This is a genomic window from Enhydrobacter aerosaccus (genome assembly GCF_900167455.1).
In the GTDB taxonomy this organism is placed as follows: domain Bacteria; phylum Pseudomonadota; class Alphaproteobacteria; order Reyranellales; family Reyranellaceae; genus Reyranella; species Reyranella aerosaccus.
In genome coordinates this window covers 109,094-128,873 of the sequence record NZ_FUWJ01000001.1, presented here as the reverse complement: position 1 = coordinate 128,873, position 19,780 = coordinate 109,094, and the positions used below count along the sequence as shown (strand labels likewise).

Here is a 19,780-nt window from a genome sequence, read left to right as displayed (position 1 = left end):
CTCGGCTCAAAGGGCGTGCAGGCGATGGGGGGCGAGCTCGGTGACCTGGTAGTCGCCGTTGGCGTCTAGCCCGGTCACCTCGGCAATGGCCTCGACACGGCGCGCGAGCCCGCGGCCCTGGATGAACACGACGTAGTCGATGGCCTCGGCGATCAGCCGCCGCGGCACGGCCATCACTGTCTCCTGGATCAGCTGCTCGAGCCGGTAGAGGGCGGCGCGCGCGGAGTTGGCGTGCACCGTGGCGATGCCGCCGGGATGCCCGGTGTTCCAGGCCTTCAACAAGTCAAGCGCCTCCGGCCCGCGCACCTCGCCCACGATGATGCGGTCGGGCCTGAGCCGCAGGGTCGAGCGCACGAGGTCGGCCAGGCTCACAACGCCCGGCTTCGTGCGCAGGGCAACACAGTCAGGAGCGGCGCACTGCAGCTCGCGCGTGTCCTCGATCAGGATCACGCGATCGTCGAGCCGCGCGACCTCTGCCAGCAGCGCGTTGGCGAGTGTCGTCTTGCCCGAGCTGGTGCCGCCGGCGATCAGGAGGTTGCGGCGGTCGGCAACGGCACGGCGCAGCGCTTCCGCCTGCAAGGGCAAGAGGATGTTGTCGGCGATGTAGTCGTCGAGAGTGAAGACCTTGGCGGCGGGCTTGCGGATCGAGAAGCAGGGCGCCGTCGAGACCGGCGGCAGGATGCCTTCAAAGCGCTCGCCCGTCTCGGGGAGTTCGGCACTGACCACGGGATTGTTGGCGTGCACCTCGACGCGCACATGCGAAGCCACCAAGCGGATGATGCGCTCGACGTCGGCGACGCTGAGCCGCGTGTCGGTCACAACCCTGCCCTCCCCCAGCCGATCCAGGCGCAGGCTGCCGTCGGGGTTCACCATGACCTCGATCACGCCTGGATCGGCCAGAGCCGCAGCAATGGCAGGGCCCATGGCGGTGCGCAGCATGGCGCGACGGCGGCCGCGGGCTTCGGACTGACCCATTCCGCTCATGGGGCACTCTCCGAAGGCCGCTGGTGCAACACGTCCTCGATGGTGCCTACGCCGCCCGCGAGCCTGCGGCTCACCTGCTGAATGAAGGACTCGTAGCGTGCCTGGCCCAAGGCGCGGGCCGCGCGGTCGGCCTCGGGGATCGGCGCCGTGACAGTGAGCTGGAAGCGCACGAACAGGGCCAGCATCTCGGCGATCACCTGCTGGTCGCGTTCGATGCGGCCCAGTTGCATGGAGAGTCTGTCGAGGCGGGCGCGAAAGCGCTGGTCGAGCTCGTTGGCGCCGCGCCGCTCGAGGTAGGCCCGCAGGGCGTCGCTCATGATCGCGGTCTTCGACGCCCCGGGCTTGGCGGCAAGCGCGTTGAGCTGCTCGGAGACGTCCGCGTCGAGGTAGAACTCGTGGCGCCGCTTCATCGCCTGCCCCCTCAGAACGACGGCAACAGGTCGTCGCGGTGACGGCCCTGGCCCTGGTTCACGCCATAAGCCCGGCGCATCGCACGGGACGACCGCGCGCGATCGAGGCTCGTGTCATCGACGGCGTTCTCGTCCAGGCCGAGGTCGGTCTCGTGCTCGGCCGCCATTGGCCGCACGACCTCCGTCTGGGCGACGTCAGGATGGCGGTTGCGCTGCAGGCCGCCCTCGTCCTCATCGGCCCACCGCGGATCAAGCGGCGCCTCCTTGAGCCGGACGTCGATGGCGCGCACCTGGCCCGTCCAGTCGTCGGATCGCGCCGGCGGGCGATCGCGATAGGCCGTCTCCGACAGTGCCGGGCTTGGCTTCACTCGGCCCAAGAAATTGCGGTCCTCGTAGTAGTGCAGCTTCTTCGCGCGGATCGGCGGCAGGCCCGAGACTAAGACTAGTTCGTCGGCGGCCGGCAGCTGCATCACCTCGCCCGGCGTCAGCAGCGAGCGGGCGCTCTCCTGGCGCGACACCATGATGTGGCTGAGCCACGGCGCCAGCCGGTGGCCCGCATAGTTGCGCTGCATGCGCAGTTCGGTCGCCGTGCCCAGCGCATCGGAAATGCGCTTGGCCGTGCGCTCATCGTTGGACGAGAACGCAATCCGCACATGGCAGTTGTCGAGGATGGCGTTGCTCTCGCCGTAGGCCTTGGAGATCTGGTTGAGCGACTGGGCGATCAGGTAGGCCCGGATGCCGTAGCCGGCCATGAAGGCGAGCGCGGTCTCGAAAAAGTCGAGGCGGCCTAGCGCGGGGAACTCGTCCAGCATCATCAGCAGCTGGTGCCGCCGCCGCTTGCCGGGATCGCCCTCGAGCCGTTCCGTCAAGCGGCGCCCGATCTGGTTCAGGACCAGGCGCACCAGCGGCTTGGTGCGGGAGATGTCGGAGGGCGGGATAACGAGGTAGAGCGTTACCGGCCGCTCGGCATCGACCAGGTCAGCGATGCGCCAGTCACAGGCAGCCGTGGTCGCGGCCACCACGGGATCACGATAGAGGCCCAAGAACGACATCGCCGTCGACAGCACGCCCGAGCGCTCGTTCTCCGACTTGTTCAGGACCTCCCGCGCGGCGGAGGCCACGACGGGATGCACCACCGGCTGCCGCGCCGTGCCGAGGTGGTTGGTCTCCATCATCCGACGCAGGGTGTGCTCGAAAGAGCGCAGCGGGTCCGACAGGAAGGTGGCGACGCGGGCCAGTGTCTTGTCCGGCTCGGCATAGAGCACGTGCAGGATGGCGCCGACCAGGAGCGCGTGACTGGTCTTCTCCCAGTGATTGCGCCTTTCCAGCGCCCCTTCCGGGTCGACCAGGATGTCGGCAATGTTCTGGACGTCGCGCACCTCGTCCGGTCCCTTGCGAACCTCGAGCAGTGGGTTGTAGCGGGCCGAGCGCGGATCGGTGGGATTGAACAGCAGGCAGTGCGAGAAGCGGTTGCGCCAGCCGGCGGTGAGCTGCCAGTTCTCCCCCTTGATGTCGTGGACGACGGCGCTCTCGGTCCACGATAGAAGCGTCGGGATGACGAGGCCCACGCCCTTGCCGGAGCGGGTCGGGGCGAAGGCGATGACGTGCTCGGGGCCGTCGTGGCGCAGATACCGATCGTCGAGGCGGCCGAGGAACACGCCCATCGCACGGAACAGCCCTGCGCGGTCGATCTCGCGCCGGCTGGCCCAGCGCGAGGAGCCGTAGGTGGTGACGAGCCGCGCCTGGCGGGCGCGCCACAGCGATCCAATCACGGCGACGATGACGCCGAGGAAGCCACCGGAGGCTGCGATCACGCCGGCTTCGTCGAACAGGTGGGGCGCGTAGGCGTCGTAGGCGTACCACCATTCGAACAGGCGCCAAGGGTGATAGACCGGCAGGGCGAGTGCCGTGAACCATGGCTCGCCCAGGCGCGGCTGGTAGGCGAGCTCGGCCGCCGCCCATTGCGTTGCCACCCACAAGCCACCGATCACGATGGCAAAGACGATGGCGATCTGGCCGATGAGAAAGCGGGTCGGGGTCATGGGCGGCCGGCTGGATTACTGGGCGGCAGGTGCGCCGCCGGACCGCGATAGGAATCGTCAAAACGCTGAAAGGAGAAACGGCCCTTACCTGCGCGGGTCTGCGCTCACGCTCGCGCCATGAGTGCGAAGCGCGTTAGAGCGTGCGTTGGCGCAACTGAAGCTGGTCATGCCGGGAGGCGATGCGTTGGGAGCAATTGAGCTATGTCACATCGCAGTTCCAAGGTTCGAGGCGTGCCCGAGTACCATCTCAAGTTGTTGCAACAGAGCGGCGGCGACTCCACATCGTCCATCGGTGGAGGATGCGATGATTGGCTTGATCGGCCTGATGGCCCTCCTGGCGTTCTGTACGCTGCTCTACTTCTGCGCCGTCTACATCGTGCCCTTCGCCGTAGGGGTGTGGGTCTCGTTTTGGGCGATCCACGCAGGCAGTGGCGAGATCGGCGGATTTGCGATCGGTGCCGTGGCCGGTGTAGCGCTGTTCTTGATAGGCAAAGTGACGTTCCAGAACAGTCGGTCACCCGCCGTTCGGTCGCTGATCGCAATGGCGTTTGCGATACCGGCAGCAATCGCCGGATTCAGCCTTGTCCAGCAAGTTTGGCCACTCATCATGACGCCTACGACTTGGGAGTACGTCGTTGGCGTGATGGTCGGAGTTGCTACAGGCGTCACGGTGATCGCACGGCTTGGTAGATTTGCGCTTGGAGGGCAGCCGCTTTTCAACGGTGAACTCACCGAGCCGCGCACGCCAGTTGCTGAGCCAAAGTAGGACTGGTGCGCTCCGGCAAGAGATATTCTGCCCAAGGTCGCCGGACGGGATCCAACAGCTTCGGCGTCTCCTGCCAGGCCATGTCGAGGCGCGCTAGCGACTCGAGCGATTCTGGAGCCAATATTTTTCTCTAACGCGATCAGGCGAGCATGTCACGCGCAGTCATAGACGAAGGCCCTTTGTCGCCCTGCATAGATCAGACGAAAGCGGAGATTGAGGCCTACTACCGGAATGCACCAATTGCAGCGGCGGCCGTTGTGCGGCATACGCAGGGCCACCTACTGCAATACGTGGTCACGGAGATCGAGGGCAGAAATCTCAAGCGCGGACGGGTCTACATTCGGGGTGCGGGTGCCTTCTACATGAAGAGTGGCGCGAACTGCTTCCATCCCAAAGGCCAAACGACGCTGGTCGTTCCAACAGACGCAGTCTTGGCATGGGCGAAGGAGCATCCGAGGGGTGAACTGGATATCAGTACCATTCGTACCGGCCGCGTCAGTTGATCATGTCAAGCCGGTGCGACTGGTTAGCCGCCGTGGCTGTATCCGTCATGGCGTTGTTCCTCCCGTCTGGGACTGGCGCAATGTCTTGAGCCAAGCGAGAAACGCACGCGCGTCGTCTTTCGGTGCACTTGTCTCTCCATATTTGTCCAGCGTCAAACTGCTCAATCGCAGCATATCGAAGCTGAGCAGCTCAACATCGGCACGTTGGGCCTCCACATTTTCTGCCAGCGTGGAAAAAGTGCCATGGAGCACGCGGGACCGCGCCGTCACAATGTTAATTACATACTTGGCAACGGTCATGGTGGGATCGGTGGGCAGTGGGTCATTTGGTGCGAGCCCGTAAAACGCCCAGATAGCGTCACATAGCCGGTTCTTGCACTCTGTGGGATTTCCGGCGGCGAACAGCACTTCGATCGACGTTTCGAGCTTGGCGACGGCGATCGTGGCTTGCGGTTCGGCTAAGCCCTCGTGGAACCAGTACGCGGCGTCACTCCAAGCTCTTTCGAGCTTTTCGAGCTTGGCGCTTTGGTCAATGAAGTTCGCGACGCGTCGGCCCACAGACTCCAAAATCGTCGATTGCGTTGCAATGAACTGTTCGAAGACCTCGACGGATAGACCATATCCTGGAAAGCGATTGTGCGTTGAGAAGCGTGGCACGGCCTCGCTTATGTGAACGCTGCCGACGGTGGGAGGCAAGGTCCGGGCGGTGATGCGTGACATGTGACGCGAGTAGTACTTGGGAACAGCGAACTGGACGGCCACCAACGCCAAGTCAGTCGCGAGGCTCGCCATCTCTTCGGCGCGCTCGAACTCGCAGCCTTCAATTTCGACTTCGGCAACCCATTTGGCGGACCGCGCTTCCATCGTTTGCAGGAGGGGGCCGTAGGCCAGTTGACTCACGAACTCGTTAACGCCCGTCGTCCTCCGTTTGATGAAATCGCTCACATAGGAGAACTGAACGGGGGCCGACTTCGAAGGATTTGGCCGCATTCAACAGAATGGCGCACGGCACGACGTGTGTTCGCGTTGCTATCTTCGATGCAAACCAGTCGGAAACAGCTCCCTCCAGGGCGGCAAAGTCCGCCTTGGTGATCGTGTCTTCCGTTCTGCCAGCGAACGCGCCAAGGGCGGCGTTAGCGATCGCAGTCGCAAGGACATTCCTTCGCGTACCGCGGCCGTAAGCGGATTTGCTCTTCTGGAGCGAGGCGGCCAGCGCCAATGCTGCGGCGACGCCTGCATGTCGCAGTCCAATGCGCGCGCCAGTCGCAGGGTCCATTTGCTGAAAGACCATCTGCGGATTCTGAAGCCACTGAAGCGTCTCGTCTCCGTCCAGTTGCCTGCCGGGACCCGGCACGGCAACGATATCGCCGACGATCGCACGTAGAAAGGATAGGTCATTGGTCAAGGAAGAATTCCTGGCAGGCGTAGAGACGCGGTCGTGAGGTCAGGAAGCGGCGCGGGATCGCTGCCGCAACGGCGTGTCGACAAAGTCAGGCGCCCTGCCGATGTAGTCGGACGCGGCGCGACGCCCTTCTTCCGAAAGGCCTTGTATGTACTCCATAGCGGCGTCGATAGAGAACGGCTTGCCTGTCTTCTCCAGGAAGTTGCTCTGCAAGTCAGTCCAGACGACGGCATTGAAATTCTTCGCTTTGGCCCAGGCCGCGATGCGCGATTTCGTGTAGCCGTCGCGCGACTTGCCCTCTCCATTGGGTCGAACGTAGCCGACGTTCGCGTTACTTGTGCCTTCTCGCTTGCAGAGGTCTTCGATGGCAAGCGACAGGCTGCTCCGCAAGCTCAAAGCGCAGGCAACCTGAATATCAGCGCCATCCCGCGCATCCAGTACGAGCGTCAAGGCGCCGGACCGTGTCATCGAGATGCGCGAGAACTCAATCTTCAGCATAGGCCCATCGTGCTGCCATGCGCCGTGCAATTGGTCGAAGTCCGGGCGTGCGTCCCACAGTAGCGAGCCCCAACCGAGGATGGCGATTGGGTCACGCATGAGGATTCCTGACGCTCTCAGGTTCGTTGTCCAGATAGGCCAGAACAGGCCATTGCGGCACCGCGCCGGTGAACGGCTTGCCCTTGCCGTTGCGTTTGGTGAAGCGGGTGAGGGACAGCGGGTGATCCAACAGCCGAATGCCGGTCACTTCCAGAAATGAAATGAACGCGCTGTCGCCTTCCTCCGCCGTGAGCGGCCGGACTGTGCTGTCCGGGTGCTTTCCGGAGCGCGGACCACGTTCAACGGCACGTTCAATCCTGTCCACCATGCCGGTCCATGTGACGACGCCGGGAACATGCCGTTCATGCGCAGGCCCGGAGGCATAGATGAAGATCGGCAAGCCGGCGTATTCCTCTGTCACGGCGAGGCTGCTCGTACCGAAGGCGACACGATCTTTGAGGCGCGGTTCTTTCTCGATTGCCTCCAGGTGAATCCATGGCACCGGCGCTAGGACGACTTGGCTATGCATGGCCGGTTTCCTCTCTTCTCATTATTCGCGGTGCACTTCGGCAAGACGCTGGATGTACGCTTTGCGCTTGTTCTTGGCGAACTTGTCGAAATTTTTCTACTACCACTCAACGCAACAGTGTCGGGCCGTCTTTGTCATCGGCTCGTATCTTGCGACGCTCGAGACGCGCGACGCCGGCAAGTCCGTCCAAATAGCAGATCAATTGGTTTACACCGACTTTGAAGATATCTCGCGGCGTGGCGTCTGACGGCGCTTTCATCATCATGGAAAATTCGTGCCACCTCAGGGAAAGACACCACCCACGCAGTGGTTCGAGGTCGAAGGATGCCTGCAATTCGTGAGCAAACTTGTTACGTATCCTCCCGACTATTCGAAGATCATCCCGAACAGTCTTGCAGATTAATCCGAGGCAATACGCGGCAGTCACGCGGCTGGAAAAGGTTCCCAGCGGGCGGTCCAAACCCAGCAACTTGCTCACTTCCTTCTCGTCGTCGATCATGAAGTTGATGAGCGTATGCTCAAGAATTGAATCGAGAAAGGTCACTCCCACGATTGCAATCGCCCGTTCGTCTACGACGCCTTGCTCGTTAAAGAGTTTATGGAACTCCTCTAAAGCGTCGCGACGTTGCCAGTACCGATCCAAGTCTTTGCCGGCGATGACGTGCGCTTCTTCCACCATTTGCCCCCCTTCTGCCAAGGCGGTCGTTTCGCCGCTGCGAATATCGCGGCACAATCTATGCGGTCTATTGCTCAAGCACTTCAGCCAGGCGCTTCACCAATTCGTCTCGCTTCTTCCGAGTGAGCTTGTCGAGGTTCTCCTGGCGCCACTTGACGGCTAGAAGCATGGCGGCCTCCTGCAGGCCAAGCAACGGCCACTCGGGCGTTCCCCGTTTGAAGGAAATCAGGAACGCCCGATGATCTTGCGGCATGTCGCCGACCACGGCCCGGATGATTGACTCCCGGGCGGCGACCAGTTCATCGAGGCTGACAGGCTTTTCGGTCATGCCCTCGAAACCTCGCAGGAATTCCTCCTGGATCGGCTTTCGCGTCGGGGCCAGCACTTCCGACATGGGCCGACCGTGGCTTAGCAGGTAGACGATGAACGCACGACGCAGGTCGTCACTGATTCCTTCGTTGGCCAGCAGGTCGCGCACGTCGAAGAGGTCGCGCGGATGTTGGCGGTCGAGGGCAGCAACGATCTTTCCGGCATAGAGATCGGCCAAAGAGACGACCTGCATCTCGGCGAAGCCAAATGTCTCTTCCACAGCGGCAGAGACGGCGCGGAGTTCCGGCTCGTAGACGCAACCGCGTAGCACCGGTGTCACTTCAATCTTAATCTGCGCCCCCTCTGCACGGAGTAAAAGCTTCAGGATCGCGCTTTCGGCCCTCGATGGCGTGACCCGCGCGCCGGGGATGGTCTTGATGATGCGATCCGAGATACGCGTCATCGCCGCGTCGATGGTTTTGAGGGATTTGTCACGGGGCTGGACCGGCAGATAGGTCAAGTCAATGTCGACGGACAACCTCGGCATGTTGCGAATGAAGAGGTTGATGGCCGTCCCTCCCTTGAGTGCGAAGCAATCTTCCGCCGCCACCAGCGGGATGGTCCTAAGAAGCAAGGCGACCTGGCGCCGATACTGTTCTTCAAACGGCACCCAGATCCTCCGGCACGGTGATCTGGTAGGTGCGGTCGAGCTTACCGCCTTCGACGAGCATCCGGTTGCCGGTGCCGAAGTCGATTTCCTTCTTCTTCAACTGCTTGAGCCAGGCGTGCTTGTGACGATCGGCAAAGAAGAAGAAAAGCCGCTTGACCTTCACGCTGTGGCAATCGACCAGCAGCTTTTGCAGGCGGCGCGGACTGAGGTTGGGTAGTCCTTCCATCAGTTTGTCGACCTGATGGAAGCTTTCATGCTGAGGCAGCTCGTCGAGCAGCTCCAAGATGGCGCGTTCAGGCGTCGACAGCGTGAGCGGCCAATCCCATTGGCCCCACGGCTGATAAGTCAGTCCCCTTTGCAGAGGGTCATTGCTGGTGCTCGCATTCGTGAGCACGTTCAGCTTAAGACTGCTGATGCCGTAGGTGATTGGATCGTTCCTGAACAGCTTCCGGCTATTGTGATGCTCGAAGCGTACATCCAGGGGCAGCTTGGCAACCCATGTGGGCAGGGGACTGGGTCCGTACAGATGAACTTCCTGCGTCTTCTGCGGAAGGAAGTGCGCGTAGCCTTGCAGCTCAAGGGCTGTGCGTCCGCCAACGATATGCGGATCGCCAAGAAGAATAGTCTGAAGCGAGATGACGACCTGTTGCCACGTCAGGGCCTCGCGCGGTCGGCGATAGACACGCCGCGCGGGCTGTTCAAGCCATCCGGCCGCCACGTATTGAGTGCGCAGTGATGTAGAGTACCCGCGCTTTTGGAGCCATGCCGCATCTACCAGCAATCCCTCGGGGAGGGTCTGTTCTAGTTGGTTTAGCTTTCCCTTGATTCGCTTAGTCATACTCAGCAAAATAGCACATTGCCAAACAAGAGACCAGTTTGTAGATATGAGGAAACGCTAAGTACACCTTAGCGTTCTGCCGGTTGCCTAAATTATGGATCGAAAAAAAGTTCACTAATTCAATGGTCTAAGTAGATCGCATGGAGAGGGCCGCAACTGCCGCCGCCCAGTCGCTTCCAATGCAGCCCCTCAGCGCCAGAGGGCCGCCCATGGCCGCAGCATTTGCCAATGCGTGACCGGCGTCAGAACACGAATTCCCAATTTACGCGCGATATATGCCGCGTTACGCGGCAGACGCCGCTCCATCGTCAGGAAAGCTTCACAACGAAAGGCAACCGCCTCCTCCAACAGCAGCCGGTCCTTGGTGCCCAGATATCCGAACCTCGGCTCTCACAGCCGGGCGGACCGCGCGATGCTTTCTTTGGTCGCGCCCTCCATCGCGAGACAGACCGCCGAGTGATGGGCGATGTCCCAGACCCAGCGCAGATGGCCTGGATCACGGAGCGGTAATTCGCCGGCACGACCGGCAAATCGGCGCTCACCTCCGAAAGGGCCGAACCGCCGTTAAAGCGCGCCGAAATTGAAGCGGCCGACGTCTTCTTCGGCGACTCACGGAAGCGCACCCGCAGATGCGGGTCTTTGTGCACTTCTCTTCAGTCATCGCGCCGTGGCGCACTTGGATGGCTGCTTCCTGGTGAGTCACATCATCAGCCGAACCGCAGGTGCCACTTTCGGTATAGTCACAACCAATAGGACTACCAGGCGGCTTTTAGTGTAGACTTACCTGAACCAGTGTGGACGCCTGAAGACAGCGCAAAGACACTGCGGTCGGCTTGGGGAACCAGCGGGGGAATGCAGACGAAGACGACGCCTAGGTCAGACGTGACGCACGGAGCCGCGTTGAATCGGCGCGTGTCCGATTTGCGCCGCATCGCCGCGAGACTGAAGCGCACGAAGATGAGCCCGCTTCAAGTGTGCGAGGCAATCATCGAGGGGCGTCTCGTCGAGCGCGGCGTCCGTTCGTTCTTTGCCGGTCTCCCAAACGCCGAACGACACTATTGGATAGCCAGTCTCTACACCCTTCTCATGCCTCAAGCGCGGCGCCGCAAGCTTGCCGCGTATTTCACACCTCCCCACCTCGCGCGGTACGCTATCGAGATGCTCGTCGCCAGCGGCATACGCCTTGGCGAGCATCGTATACTCGATCCGGCATCAGGCGGCGCTGCGTTTCTAGTACCGCTCGCTACCCAAATTGCCGAGAAAGGCCGCAGGCGCGGAGAACCTACGAGGAAGATCCTTCACTCGATCACGAGCACCCTCCACGGGATCGAAATTGATCCTGGCCTCGGCAGCCTGTCCCAAGCTCTGCTCAACGACCTCTTCAAGGCCGAAGTACAATCAACCAAAGCGAACTTTTCTGCGTTGGTCGAAACTGCTGATACCCTAAGTCTGGATGCACCCGAAGAGCTCTATGATGCCGTGATTGGCAACCCACCGTACGGACGCATCTTCAGGCCAACGCGAAAGCTAAAGAAGCAATACGACGCCGTCATCTCCGAGGGGTATGTAAACCTCTACGCCCTCTTCGTGGAACAAGCGCTTCGTTGGGTACGCCCCGGCGGCATCGTCTGCCTCATCATTCCAATCTCCTTCGTTGGCGGCCCTTATTTCGCCGCGTTGCGGCAGCGCATTCTGCAGGGAGCGTCGGTTCTCCGCATCGATCTCATCGACCAACGAAGCGACGTCTTTCTCGATGTGCTACATGACCTCAGTGTCGTCGTGCTCCGCCGCCATAACGGCAGCGCCGAGGCAGGATCGCCGCAAAGCGCTCTGCTCCTGGTCAACGAAGACCGGCCACTCGGCACTATAGAACTCCCGACAAAAGCCACGCGGGACGTATGGGCGCTACCTGATGGGGAAGACCGCGCTCCCGTCTTCCAAACAGGTCTGTCCACGCTCGCGGACTATGGCTACATCGCGAAAACGGGCTACTTCGTCTGGAATCGCGAACAGCATCGATACCGTGTTGGAAAGAAACCGCGCCCAACCGAGATTCCTCTGTTTTGGGCGCACAATGTCCGCGCAAACAAGCCCTGCCTCCCTCAGGCCGAAGATGGAGAGGAAATCGTCTTTGCGAAGATTCCGCACGATTGCCCTGGCATCATCCGTTCAGACGCCATCATCCTCCAGCGCACGAGCAACCGGCGTCAAAAGAGACGCCTGATCGCAGGCACAGTCCGCCATGACGACATCATAGGCGGCCGGGGTTTCATCACCGAAAACCACACGATTGTCATTCTGCCTGATCCGTCGAAAGACCAGCTTCTGTCCCCCAAGAAACTCTGCCGCCTTCTCAATACGTCCGCGGTCGACGCGCGCTTCCGCCGAATGTCGGGCTCAGTCAGCATATCGACGAAGGCGTTGCGTCAGCTTCCCCTGCCGTCTCCCCACGACATCAAGACGCTATTGAGGGCAACCGAGCGCACCGACGATGAAGCGGCGGTTGCAGCCTACGCTGCTTCCGTACGACGTTCGAAAGACAGCACCAGGGACACTCCCACCATCATCTCCAAGGGGCGGAGGGGCTGATGGCGCGGCCGCCAGATCGTCTCGATCGCATGCGGGAAGCCCAGAAGTTCAGCCGCATGCGCGAGGCTCAGGAACAGGCAGCAGCCGAGAAGCGACGCCTCCTCGAACGAATGAAGGAGACGCAAACCGCCGCCGAAGAACAACGCCAAGCTCGCGAAGAGGCACGAAACGTCCAGCGTAGTCGCTTCACAACAATCAACATCGCAGAAGCACTCGCAGCCGCCACGCGACTGCGATTCATCGATCTCGAAGCGGATACAGCACGCGTAGCGGTCGCGCTCAACCGCCCAACACTCACGCTTCTCGACATGTTCCTCAAAGTTCTCGTTGGGAGAACCTCCGTCGCTGTCCTGCAATGGCCACGCGGCATCCGGGACATTTCGGTTCTCCATCCTCTCGCGGAGTTGGCAGCTCTCACTTCCGCCACGGTCCGCGAAACGGATGGCTACTCCTGGTGTGACCCCGTTCCGGACTTCCGCACACTGTATTTTCCCTGGCGCGGCGGCGGAACGGGAACAACTCAGCGGCGCATTCTCATTGACCGCACCGAACTCCTGAAGCGCAACCAGTTTCACCTGACGCGCAAGCACGTAGGACAGCAAGAGCTGTCCGCGCAGCTCGAAAAGCTCCACGTCACCATTGCCCATCTCTGCAATCTCAAGCAACGGGACACCACCAAGCCGCATCTCGCTCATCCGACGCTTGGTGAACTCTATCCGACGTTCGGAGCGCTCGGCGGTGACGATGCGCCCCGTCCTTTCGGCTCGATCGTCTATGAACTCTTTGGCCGCGTCGCGCACGGCGCCGCACTCAGCAAGCAACTCGACCATCGCCCATTTCTGTCCGTACCAGCAAACGCGCCGTTTGCCTTCTTTGGAATGTGCCCACGATCTAACGTGAAAGGCGCGCTGCAGCTTCCCGTGCTCGCGTCCGAGCGTCGCCCCGACGTTTGCATCCTTGATCTCGGCACACCGGGGCTGTCGCGTCTCGGCGCCGATTGGGAGGAACTCCTTGAGAACTTTCTGGAACTCCTCACTCGCCATCATCCGGAAACACCCGTATTCGCCATCACGCATGACATCTACGTGCATCGCCGACTCGTTTTCCTTCTCAAGAAGTTCGGCCTCACAAAGGGTGTCACGGCCGAACCTCAGTCCTCCCGCATCCTTGTCCGTACGACGGAAGACTGCTTCTCTCCCGATGCCGAGATCGGCGCGGTTACCGATGTCGACATTCGCTTTCATTCAGCTGGCGGCGCCGGTGCCGCCGCCCTGAGGGCTCTTTCGGAGGCCGCCCGGAAAGCCGATCCGAGCACCGCAGGTGCACTTCGGCAGGCCATGGGGAATGTTCGGCGCGCAATGAGCCTCCCCTGCGGAATTGGCACCGCGCATTCTGCGCTCGGCGACGCTGATGCTGGGGCGAGCGCTTTCCTCGAGCGACGCTCCGCGGGAACAGTCCTTGTCGTTGTCAAACGGCAACTGGCACTCACCACGGATGGCGGTGAGCGCCAAGCCCTTGAGGACGCCGAAAAGGCCCTCAACACTGCGTTCGATGATTTTCAGACCGACACGCCGATCGGCTCGATGCTCGCTGATGTCGCCGTGACACTTGCGAGGAAGTCGAGCCCAAGTGTCATTGCGTTCGCAACCGAGTACGAGCAATTGCTGGGCCGCCTTCGTCTTTGTTCGAACGACGAGCAAGGACGGCGACTTAAGGAGCGCATTGACGACGGGTTCATCCGACTTGTGACCCTTCAGGCCCTCGACGCAGAACTCACCCAGATCGAAAGCGGCAAGAGCCGCAATGCATGGAAGCGATTGCTCGTCGTCGCTCCTCCACGCGACGCATTCGCGGTCCTGCTCGGCCGCCGATGGTTGCCCGAGGAAATCGCGGTTCTTTCCGATCGCGAATTCGTCGACAGGATCGCCGCGACGTATGCCTCCCTCGCCGCTCATCCTGATTTGGCGGGCGATGGAAGGATCGGCTCCCGTCTCGCCAAAGCCGCGGCAGCCGCCAAAGCCGAAGCCCAGGCACGCAACGTAGCGCCGGTCGATCTCGACCTTGCCCTTCAAGCACCCATTCTGGTCAGCGATTCCATGATCGATCTCACGTCCAGCGACGATGAGGGAGATCAGGACGTGATCGAATTCGCGCTTGAGAGCGGACGGACGATGCGTGCCCGGCCTGGCAGCCTGGTCATTCGCTACAATCGTCTGGCGGACATCAATCCATTCGAACGAACAACTGCGCGCGACGTCCGCGCCACCGACATGATCGTCGTGCCCAGCCAAGCCTTCATCGACGAAGCTCGTTCCGTATTGCCGGTACGAATTTTGTCGCAGAGCCGCGTGAAGATGTATCACCTTGCGGTCGAAAATGCCTATGCGGGCCTTGCCGGCGACACGCGCGCGGCCAAGGCACGCCACGTCATCCAGCGCATGCGAAAGCTTGGAGCCCGCGACCGGGGAGAAGCCACGGTGATGGACTGGCTCAACGCCGCCGAGCACAAGCTCTTGCCGGAAGACAAGATCAGGCCTCACGCGCCTCAGCACTGGCGCGAATTTCGCGCCTTCATGGAGATTGTCGGCATACCGGAGCCTCTCGCCGCAGCAATTTGGTGTGAAGGGGTCGAGCAGCTCCGTATTGGCCGCAGGCGAGCCGGTACCCTTATGGCGCAAGCCTTCGTGTCCGTACTGGTCGACACACATGGAACCTCTGCTTCCATGCCGCCGAGCGTGAAAGAAGGCATCTCCCGCCTGCGCAAACAGGCGATGGAGTACCTCGACGGCGTTCTGGCAGGTCAGACCCATGCCCTCCGTGAGGCCGAACGCGCATGACCGATCTGTCGAACGCAACAACACCACCGCCGTCTTTGCTGAGCGTCGACCTCGATGCCGAAGAGCGCAGATTGCGCTCCGCATCGGGAGTAGATTTGACCGAAGCCAAAGAGGCTGTCGTCGATGCCCTCCTGGCGCTCACGATCCAGAAGTGCACAGGGGCCGGTCCTTCGGGTGACTACGTCTTCGGCGCAAAACCTTCAGCAAAGTTTGTCAGCGGCTTTCTCCTGCCGCGCTTCGACGCTTCCGGTTTCGATGACGAAACATCCGACATTCACTTGTCAACGATGGGCCTGGACCTGCAGGTCGCGGCAGGACGGACGGGCGCGGTCACCGTGGCGCCAGATCTATCGATCTATGTGCGGCAGCTGCCCACATGGGAAGACATCAGCGATGCCCGGCATGACATGGCGCCTCGTGCCGAACTTTCGCGCGAAACACGGCAAGCTGTGGAAGACCGAGCGCGCCAGTACATCATCCAGGCTCGTGCGGCGCTTCCTCCACTTGAGGAACCAGCCGAGCCTGATGAACGCCCAGGTGACGACGCGGCACAAGCAAGGCAACTCCTTGATCAGGCGGATCAAGCCGCCGAAAGCGCCGGTACCGATGCTGACAGCCGAGGCCAAGCCCAGGCAGCCCGTGAGGCCGCCCAGCGCGCCGAGCGGGTTGCGGCAGCTCGACAACAGCGCACGCTGGACAGATTGGCCGCGCGCCGCGAGCGGAACGCAGCCATAGCCGCCATTCGTCGCGAAGCCTTCAATCGCGCATTTGTTGAACTTGGGATTCAATTGCGGCCAGGTACTGGCGGACCAGTCGACCAGCGCGCACTCACAGCGGGTGATCTCGCCGCGCCAATTGAGAATGACGAGGATCAAGCCGCGACAGGCACGCCAGAAGAGACCCCTCAACCGCAAGCGGAAGCGGTCGCAGGAGAGGCGGATGGCACGGCTAATGCAGTCGCCGCAGGTGCCGTCCTCGCGGTCAGGCAAGAAGCAGGCGTCCTTGATGACGCGGTAGCCGAACCTCAGCCAATTCCGATGAAATGGCGGCGCTTCCGCCTAAGCCTCAGTGAGTTTCAGTTCGAATGCCACGATGAAGCGGCGCGCGCCGCCGCAGCATCCTCATTCACGAACCGCCTCCTGGAAGAGGTGCGCACCGTCCTGACCAATTGGCTCGCCACGCCCGAAGGCCAGCGAGATGCCTATCGACCACGCGAGAGAATTCTGCCGAGCCACTTCGCAAGCGAAGCAAGCTGGAATGCGTATCTGGCCGCTCTTAGGCAACGACGGCTCGCCACCCTCGGCGACGTCATGCCCGATCTGTCGGCCGTTGCGCTCGTCCTGGACATGGCGCCGGACTTCGTTGACCCACTCCGCATCAATTTTCGCATCGCCCTCGAGAATGGCGGTCAGGCCCCTGGACGCCGCGAGTTCGCAGACTACGAACCGAGCCTGTTCCAAGTCAGCCTAGGTGTCGCCCTTCCGCAGGGGTTACATCTCCGCCTGCAGCTCGATCGCGTCCAACCTTCGTATCGGTTCAGAGATTGGCTCACTTATCCGGCAATGGGTCTTAACTGTGGCGTCGAACTGCTACCGGCGAACGAGGACATCGTACGCATCGGGACCACATGGGCTCCACGCTACTCCCAACCGCGGATTGATCCGACCGCCATTGAAGGACTCCCCGTCAGCTACACCAATCTCGCAGATCCCACTGGTGACGTCGACCGTCTGTTCCGACTTCCAGATCACTACGACACGTGGATTCAAGCCCAAACTCTTGTCGATGCAGGACAAGGCCTACCCGACGACATTGCCGAAAGAGAGCGGCAGGCGCACGCGGTTGACCTGGAGGCCTATCGCAGGGAGAGCGGCTACATACGCGCCGGCATCCAGCTCCTATTGGACTCCTGCAACGCTGCTCGCGCGCTTGGTCCCGACGCGCCGCTCGGCTCCTGGTCGTCTCGCGACCGGCGCGCCGCGCCTTGGGAAGCCTGGTTACTGACCAACGAAGCCTTCGCCCGGTACGGCGGTGAGCGCTACACTGAATGGCGATTGTTCCAGCTTGCCTTCATCTTGGCCCATGTCCCAACGCTCGCTTCGCGCATGCCAGAGTTTGCCGACAGATTCGACGCACACCGCGACGAGATGTCCGCCAGCCTTCTCTATTTTGCCACCGGCGGCGGAAAGTCCGAGGCGTTTTTCGGACTTCTGATCTTCAACATTTTCCTCGACCGGCTCCGGGGGAAGCAACGAGGCGTAACCGCACTCGTCCGGTACCCTCTTCGTCTCCTGACTCTCCAGCAAGCGCGCCGCCTTATGCGCATTCTCACACAGGCGGAACTCGTCCGGCTTCGCCGTAGGGTCGCGGGCGCTCCTTTCGAGATCGGCTTCTGGGTCGGCTCCGGGAACACGCCCAACCGCGCCGCACAGGGGTTCGGTGGAGTGCCGATCATCACCCGTACGACTCATTCGAACGACCAAACGCTGCTCAATCCTCCAAGCGGCGACACGGATGCCGCACGCACCGCACGACGCGCCGCTGATCGCTATCAAGAGGCGCTCGAATCTTATGACAAGCTCCGCGTCTGTCCCTGCTGCGGGCAAGCCACCGGGATGCGCCGTTACCCGTTCCAAGATGGACGCGTGGGCATTGTCTGCTTCAACGATGGCTGCGAATGGAACCGCGAGAACCCGCCGTCGCCGCATCGGGTGCCGCTCCCCTTTCTCCTCACCGACGATACGATCTACCAGCGCACACCATCGGTGATCCTCGGAACCATCGACAAGCTCGCGCTGATCGGCCAGCACGACAAAACCATCAATGCCATTGTCGGCATGCTGGGAGCCGCCCGATACATGGACCCAGCCAACAGGCATCTCTACATGCCTCGCGGAGCGCGGGCTCTCACGCGCGCCGCGGATGAGGGCTGGACTCGTCTCAAACCTCCTTTCTCCAATGGCGCTGAAGTCTTCCAAGACCCCTTTCCCAGCCTCGTCATCCAGGACGAAGGCCATCTGCTGGAAGAAAGCCTGGGGACGTTTTCCGGGCTCTTTGAGACATCGTTCGAGTCCATTCTCCTACGCCTTGGCAGCGGCATTTTGCGGGATTACGTCGCCACATGGCGTCCCGATCCTCAGTCGGAAACACGCCGGCCCCGGCTAGCGAAGGTGATCGCCGCCACTGCCACAATCTCAGATCCCGATCGCCAGCTTCGCGTCCTCTACCAGCGCGAACCGCTGCGCTTCCCTTGCCCAGGTCCCAGCATCTACGAGTCCTTCTACGCTATGCCGCGCACCGCTCGCCGTGTCGAACGGCGCGGTCTCGCGGCACAGGCGCCTGCTCAATCGCGAACCGAGCAGTTCACTCCGCGAATGCGGAGCTACGTCTCAATCATGACGAACGGACGGTCGCATACAATGACCACGTCCGCCGTTGTATCGGCATATCATTTTGCAATAACGGAGCTTTGGCGCGCACTCATTGAGGACGGACGCACGGATGATGCCATCGGGACATTGAGCGCGGCATTGCCTCCGGATGATCCGCTGACCCCACTTCGCCGGATGGCGCTGCAGGAGTTGGCCGCCACGCCCCTTGGCGTCAGGACACTCGAAAACCTCCTTGATCTCCTACGTATCTCCCTCACCTACGTCACCAACAAGAAGGGCGGAGATCAGATCATCGAAACCCTTCAGACGCAGGTGGAGCGCGACCAGCGGGCCGCCGCCGTCGGCGACCTGCCGTTTGCGACGGAACTGATTTCCGGGGGCGTCACCATCGCCGAGATTCAGGCTGTGATGCAGAGAGCCGAGGGCAGCGTCCAACCCGGCGAGCCCTTCCCCTCTCTTGGCGACAGTCTACGCAACATCGTCGCGACCTCAGCCATCAGTCACGGCGTTGATGTGGACAAGTTCAATGCCATGTTCTTTGCCGGTCTTCCTTCCGATATTGCCGAATATATTCAGGCTTCAAGCCGCATCGGCCGCACACATGTGGGCTTCAGTCTTCTCATTCCGACGCCCCACAGCCGCAGGGATCGTTATGTGGTCGAGACGCACGATCAATTTCATCGCTTCCTGGAGCGCATGATCCCGCCGCCCGCCGTCCAACGCTGGGCGGAGCGCGCTATTCGCCGTGCCATGCCTAGCATCTTGCAGGCCTATCTCTGCGCGGTCGTCGAGCAGGAAACCTTCGCCAGCGCCGGCGGCGATAAGGCGACGGCACGCACCTTCACCACCGCCTCCCAGGTCAAATCGTGGGCGGATCTATCCGCGGGTGGTAACCCCGGCGCTATTCGCGCGGCCACCGAATTTGCACTCGAGGCGATCGGCATTGACGGGCGTGGCCCGCGCCGCGCCGGGGCCGCCATACATAGCGACCACTACCGAACTTTCGTGGAAGATCGTGTCCGTGAGATTCTCGACATCTTCACGCGGCGGACCGATGGCAGCCGTCTGTCGAATTTCTGGGAGAGTCATCAGACGCGCGACATGCGCAAGCCAATGACTTCTTTGCGCGATGTCGACGAGGGCGGAGTGATCCTTGCGGCAACCCGCGACCCCATGCGGGGTCGCAACGTCAACCTTGAGACCACGCGACAGGTCATGCGCATCATTCGCGGCCAACGTTTGGCGGCGCGTTCGGATGTCGACGCTGATCCTCCGCCAGTCGATGCGGAGGACTGA

General features: G+C 61.7%; 14 protein-coding genes. 4 read left to right on the top strand and 10 right to left on the bottom strand.

Features of this window, described 5'->3' with window-relative positions:
• Positions 1-6: 6 nt before the first annotated feature.
• Genes trbB through B5D62_RS00555 form a run of 3 tightly spaced genes read right to left on the bottom strand, consistent with a single transcriptional unit; the run spans position 7 to position 3,436 of the window.
• Positions 7-984: a P-type conjugative transfer ATPase TrbB gene (gene trbB / locus B5D62_RS00565; protein ID WP_085931894.1), complete on the bottom strand. Its 978-nt coding sequence runs from the start codon at positions 982-984 to the stop codon at positions 7-9.
• Positions 981-1,394, bottom strand: coding sequence for a ribbon-helix-helix domain-containing protein (locus tag B5D62_RS00560; protein WP_085931893.1), 414 nt, complete (start codon positions 1,392-1,394; stop codon positions 981-983). The genes trbB and B5D62_RS00560 overlap by 4 nt, the downstream gene beginning before the upstream one ends.
• Before the next feature lie 11 nt (positions 1,395-1,405).
• Positions 1,406-3,436, bottom strand: a complete 2,031-nt coding sequence (locus tag B5D62_RS00555) for a conjugal transfer protein TraG (RefSeq protein ID WP_085931891.1) — start codon at positions 3,434-3,436, stop codon at positions 1,406-1,408.
• 304 nt (positions 3,437-3,740) lie between these two features.
• Between B5D62_RS00555 and B5D62_RS00550 the strand changes: the two genes are divergently transcribed.
• Positions 3,741-4,202, top strand: a complete 462-nt coding sequence (locus B5D62_RS00550; protein ID WP_085931890.1) for a hypothetical protein — start codon at positions 3,741-3,743, stop codon at positions 4,200-4,202.
• A gap of 548 nt (positions 4,203-4,750) precedes the next feature.
• On the opposite strand, the gene B5D62_RS00540 is transcribed toward B5D62_RS00550, so the two are convergent.
• From B5D62_RS00540 to B5D62_RS00515, 7 genes are all read right to left on the bottom strand, one after another.
• Positions 4,751-5,605, bottom strand: coding sequence for a hypothetical protein (locus B5D62_RS00540; protein ID WP_139373680.1), 855 nt, complete (start codon positions 5,603-5,605; stop codon positions 4,751-4,753).
• A 7-nt stretch (positions 5,606-5,612) separates the two neighbouring features.
• The gene (locus B5D62_RS32775) at positions 5,613-6,110 is read right to left on the bottom strand and encodes a hypothetical protein (protein ID WP_139373679.1); all 498 of its coding nucleotides are present in this window, start codon (positions 6,108-6,110) and stop codon (positions 5,613-5,615) included.
• Positions 6,111-6,149: 39 nt separating this feature from the next.
• Positions 6,150-6,704 carry a hypothetical protein gene (locus B5D62_RS00535; RefSeq protein WP_085931888.1) on the bottom strand — a complete coding sequence of 185 codons (555 nt, stop codon included), beginning with the start codon at positions 6,702-6,704 and terminating at the stop codon, positions 6,150-6,152.
• Positions 6,697-7,173 (bottom strand): hypothetical protein, encoded by a 477-nt coding sequence (locus B5D62_RS00530; protein ID WP_085931887.1) that lies wholly within the window; start codon positions 7,171-7,173, stop codon positions 6,697-6,699. Before B5D62_RS00530 ends, B5D62_RS00535 begins: the two co-directional genes overlap by 8 nt.
• 106 nt (positions 7,174-7,279) lie before the next feature.
• Positions 7,280-7,927: a hypothetical protein gene (locus B5D62_RS00525; RefSeq protein ID WP_218190883.1), complete on the bottom strand. Its 648-nt coding sequence runs from the start codon at positions 7,925-7,927 to the stop codon at positions 7,280-7,282.
• Complete coding sequence (locus B5D62_RS00520; protein WP_085931884.1) at positions 7,917-8,828, bottom strand: nucleotidyl transferase AbiEii/AbiGii toxin family protein; 912 nt, start codon at positions 8,826-8,828, stop codon at positions 7,917-7,919. Before B5D62_RS00520 ends, B5D62_RS00525 begins: the two co-directional genes overlap by 11 nt.
• Complete coding sequence (locus tag B5D62_RS00515) at positions 8,818-9,666, bottom strand: type IV toxin-antitoxin system AbiEi family antitoxin domain-containing protein (RefSeq protein WP_085931882.1); 849 nt, start codon at positions 9,664-9,666, stop codon at positions 8,818-8,820. The genes B5D62_RS00520 and B5D62_RS00515 overlap by 11 nt, the downstream gene beginning before the upstream one ends.
• Before the next feature lie 852 nt (positions 9,667-10,518).
• Between B5D62_RS00515 and B5D62_RS00510 the strand changes: the two genes are divergently transcribed.
• From B5D62_RS00510 to B5D62_RS00500, 3 genes are read left to right on the top strand one after another with little or no spacing between them, the layout of a single operon-like run.
• A complete protein-coding gene (locus tag B5D62_RS00510; RefSeq protein WP_085931881.1) occupies positions 10,519-12,255 on the top strand; it encodes an HsdM family class I SAM-dependent methyltransferase in 1,737 nt (578 codons plus the stop codon).
• Positions 12,255-15,092, top strand: a complete 2,838-nt coding sequence (locus B5D62_RS00505) for a hypothetical protein (protein ID WP_085931880.1) — start codon at positions 12,255-12,257, stop codon at positions 15,090-15,092. The genes B5D62_RS00510 and B5D62_RS00505 overlap by 1 nt, the downstream gene beginning before the upstream one ends.
• The gene (locus B5D62_RS00500) at positions 15,089-19,780 is read left to right on the top strand and encodes a helicase-related protein (protein ID WP_085931878.1); all 4,692 of its coding nucleotides are present in this window, start codon (positions 15,089-15,091) and stop codon (positions 19,778-19,780) included. The genes B5D62_RS00505 and B5D62_RS00500 overlap by 4 nt, the downstream gene beginning before the upstream one ends.

Bases quoted from the DNA above. Each gene is read 5' to 3' on its own strand.
- trbB (WP_085931894.1), bottom strand. From the start codon at position 984: ATGAGCGGAATGGGTCAGTCCGAAGCCCGCGGCCGCCGTCGCGCCATG.
- B5D62_RS00560 (WP_085931893.1), bottom strand. From the start codon at position 1,394: ATGAAGCGGCGCCACGAGTTCTACCTCGACGCGGACGTCTCCGAGCAG.
- B5D62_RS00555 (WP_085931891.1), bottom strand. From the start codon at position 3,436: ATGACCCCGACCCGCTTTCTCATCGGCCAGATCGCCATCGTCTTTGCC.
- B5D62_RS00550 (WP_085931890.1), top strand. From the start codon at position 3,741: ATGATTGGCTTGATCGGCCTGATGGCCCTCCTGGCGTTCTGTACGCTG.
- B5D62_RS00535 (WP_085931888.1), bottom strand. From the start codon at position 6,704: ATGCGTGACCCAATCGCCATCCTCGGTTGGGGCTCGCTACTGTGGGAC.
- B5D62_RS00530 (WP_085931887.1), bottom strand. From the start codon at position 7,173: ATGCATAGCCAAGTCGTCCTAGCGCCGGTGCCATGGATTCACCTGGAG.
- B5D62_RS00515 (WP_085931882.1), bottom strand. From the start codon at position 9,666: ATGACTAAGCGAATCAAGGGAAAGCTAAACCAACTAGAACAGACCCTC.
- B5D62_RS00510 (WP_085931881.1), top strand. From the start codon at position 10,519: ATGCAGACGAAGACGACGCCTAGGTCAGACGTGACGCACGGAGCCGCG.
- B5D62_RS00505 (WP_085931880.1), top strand. From the start codon at position 12,255: ATGGCGCGGCCGCCAGATCGTCTCGATCGCATGCGGGAAGCCCAGAAG.
- B5D62_RS00500 (WP_085931878.1), top strand. From the start codon at position 15,089: ATGACCGATCTGTCGAACGCAACAACACCACCGCCGTCTTTGCTGAGC.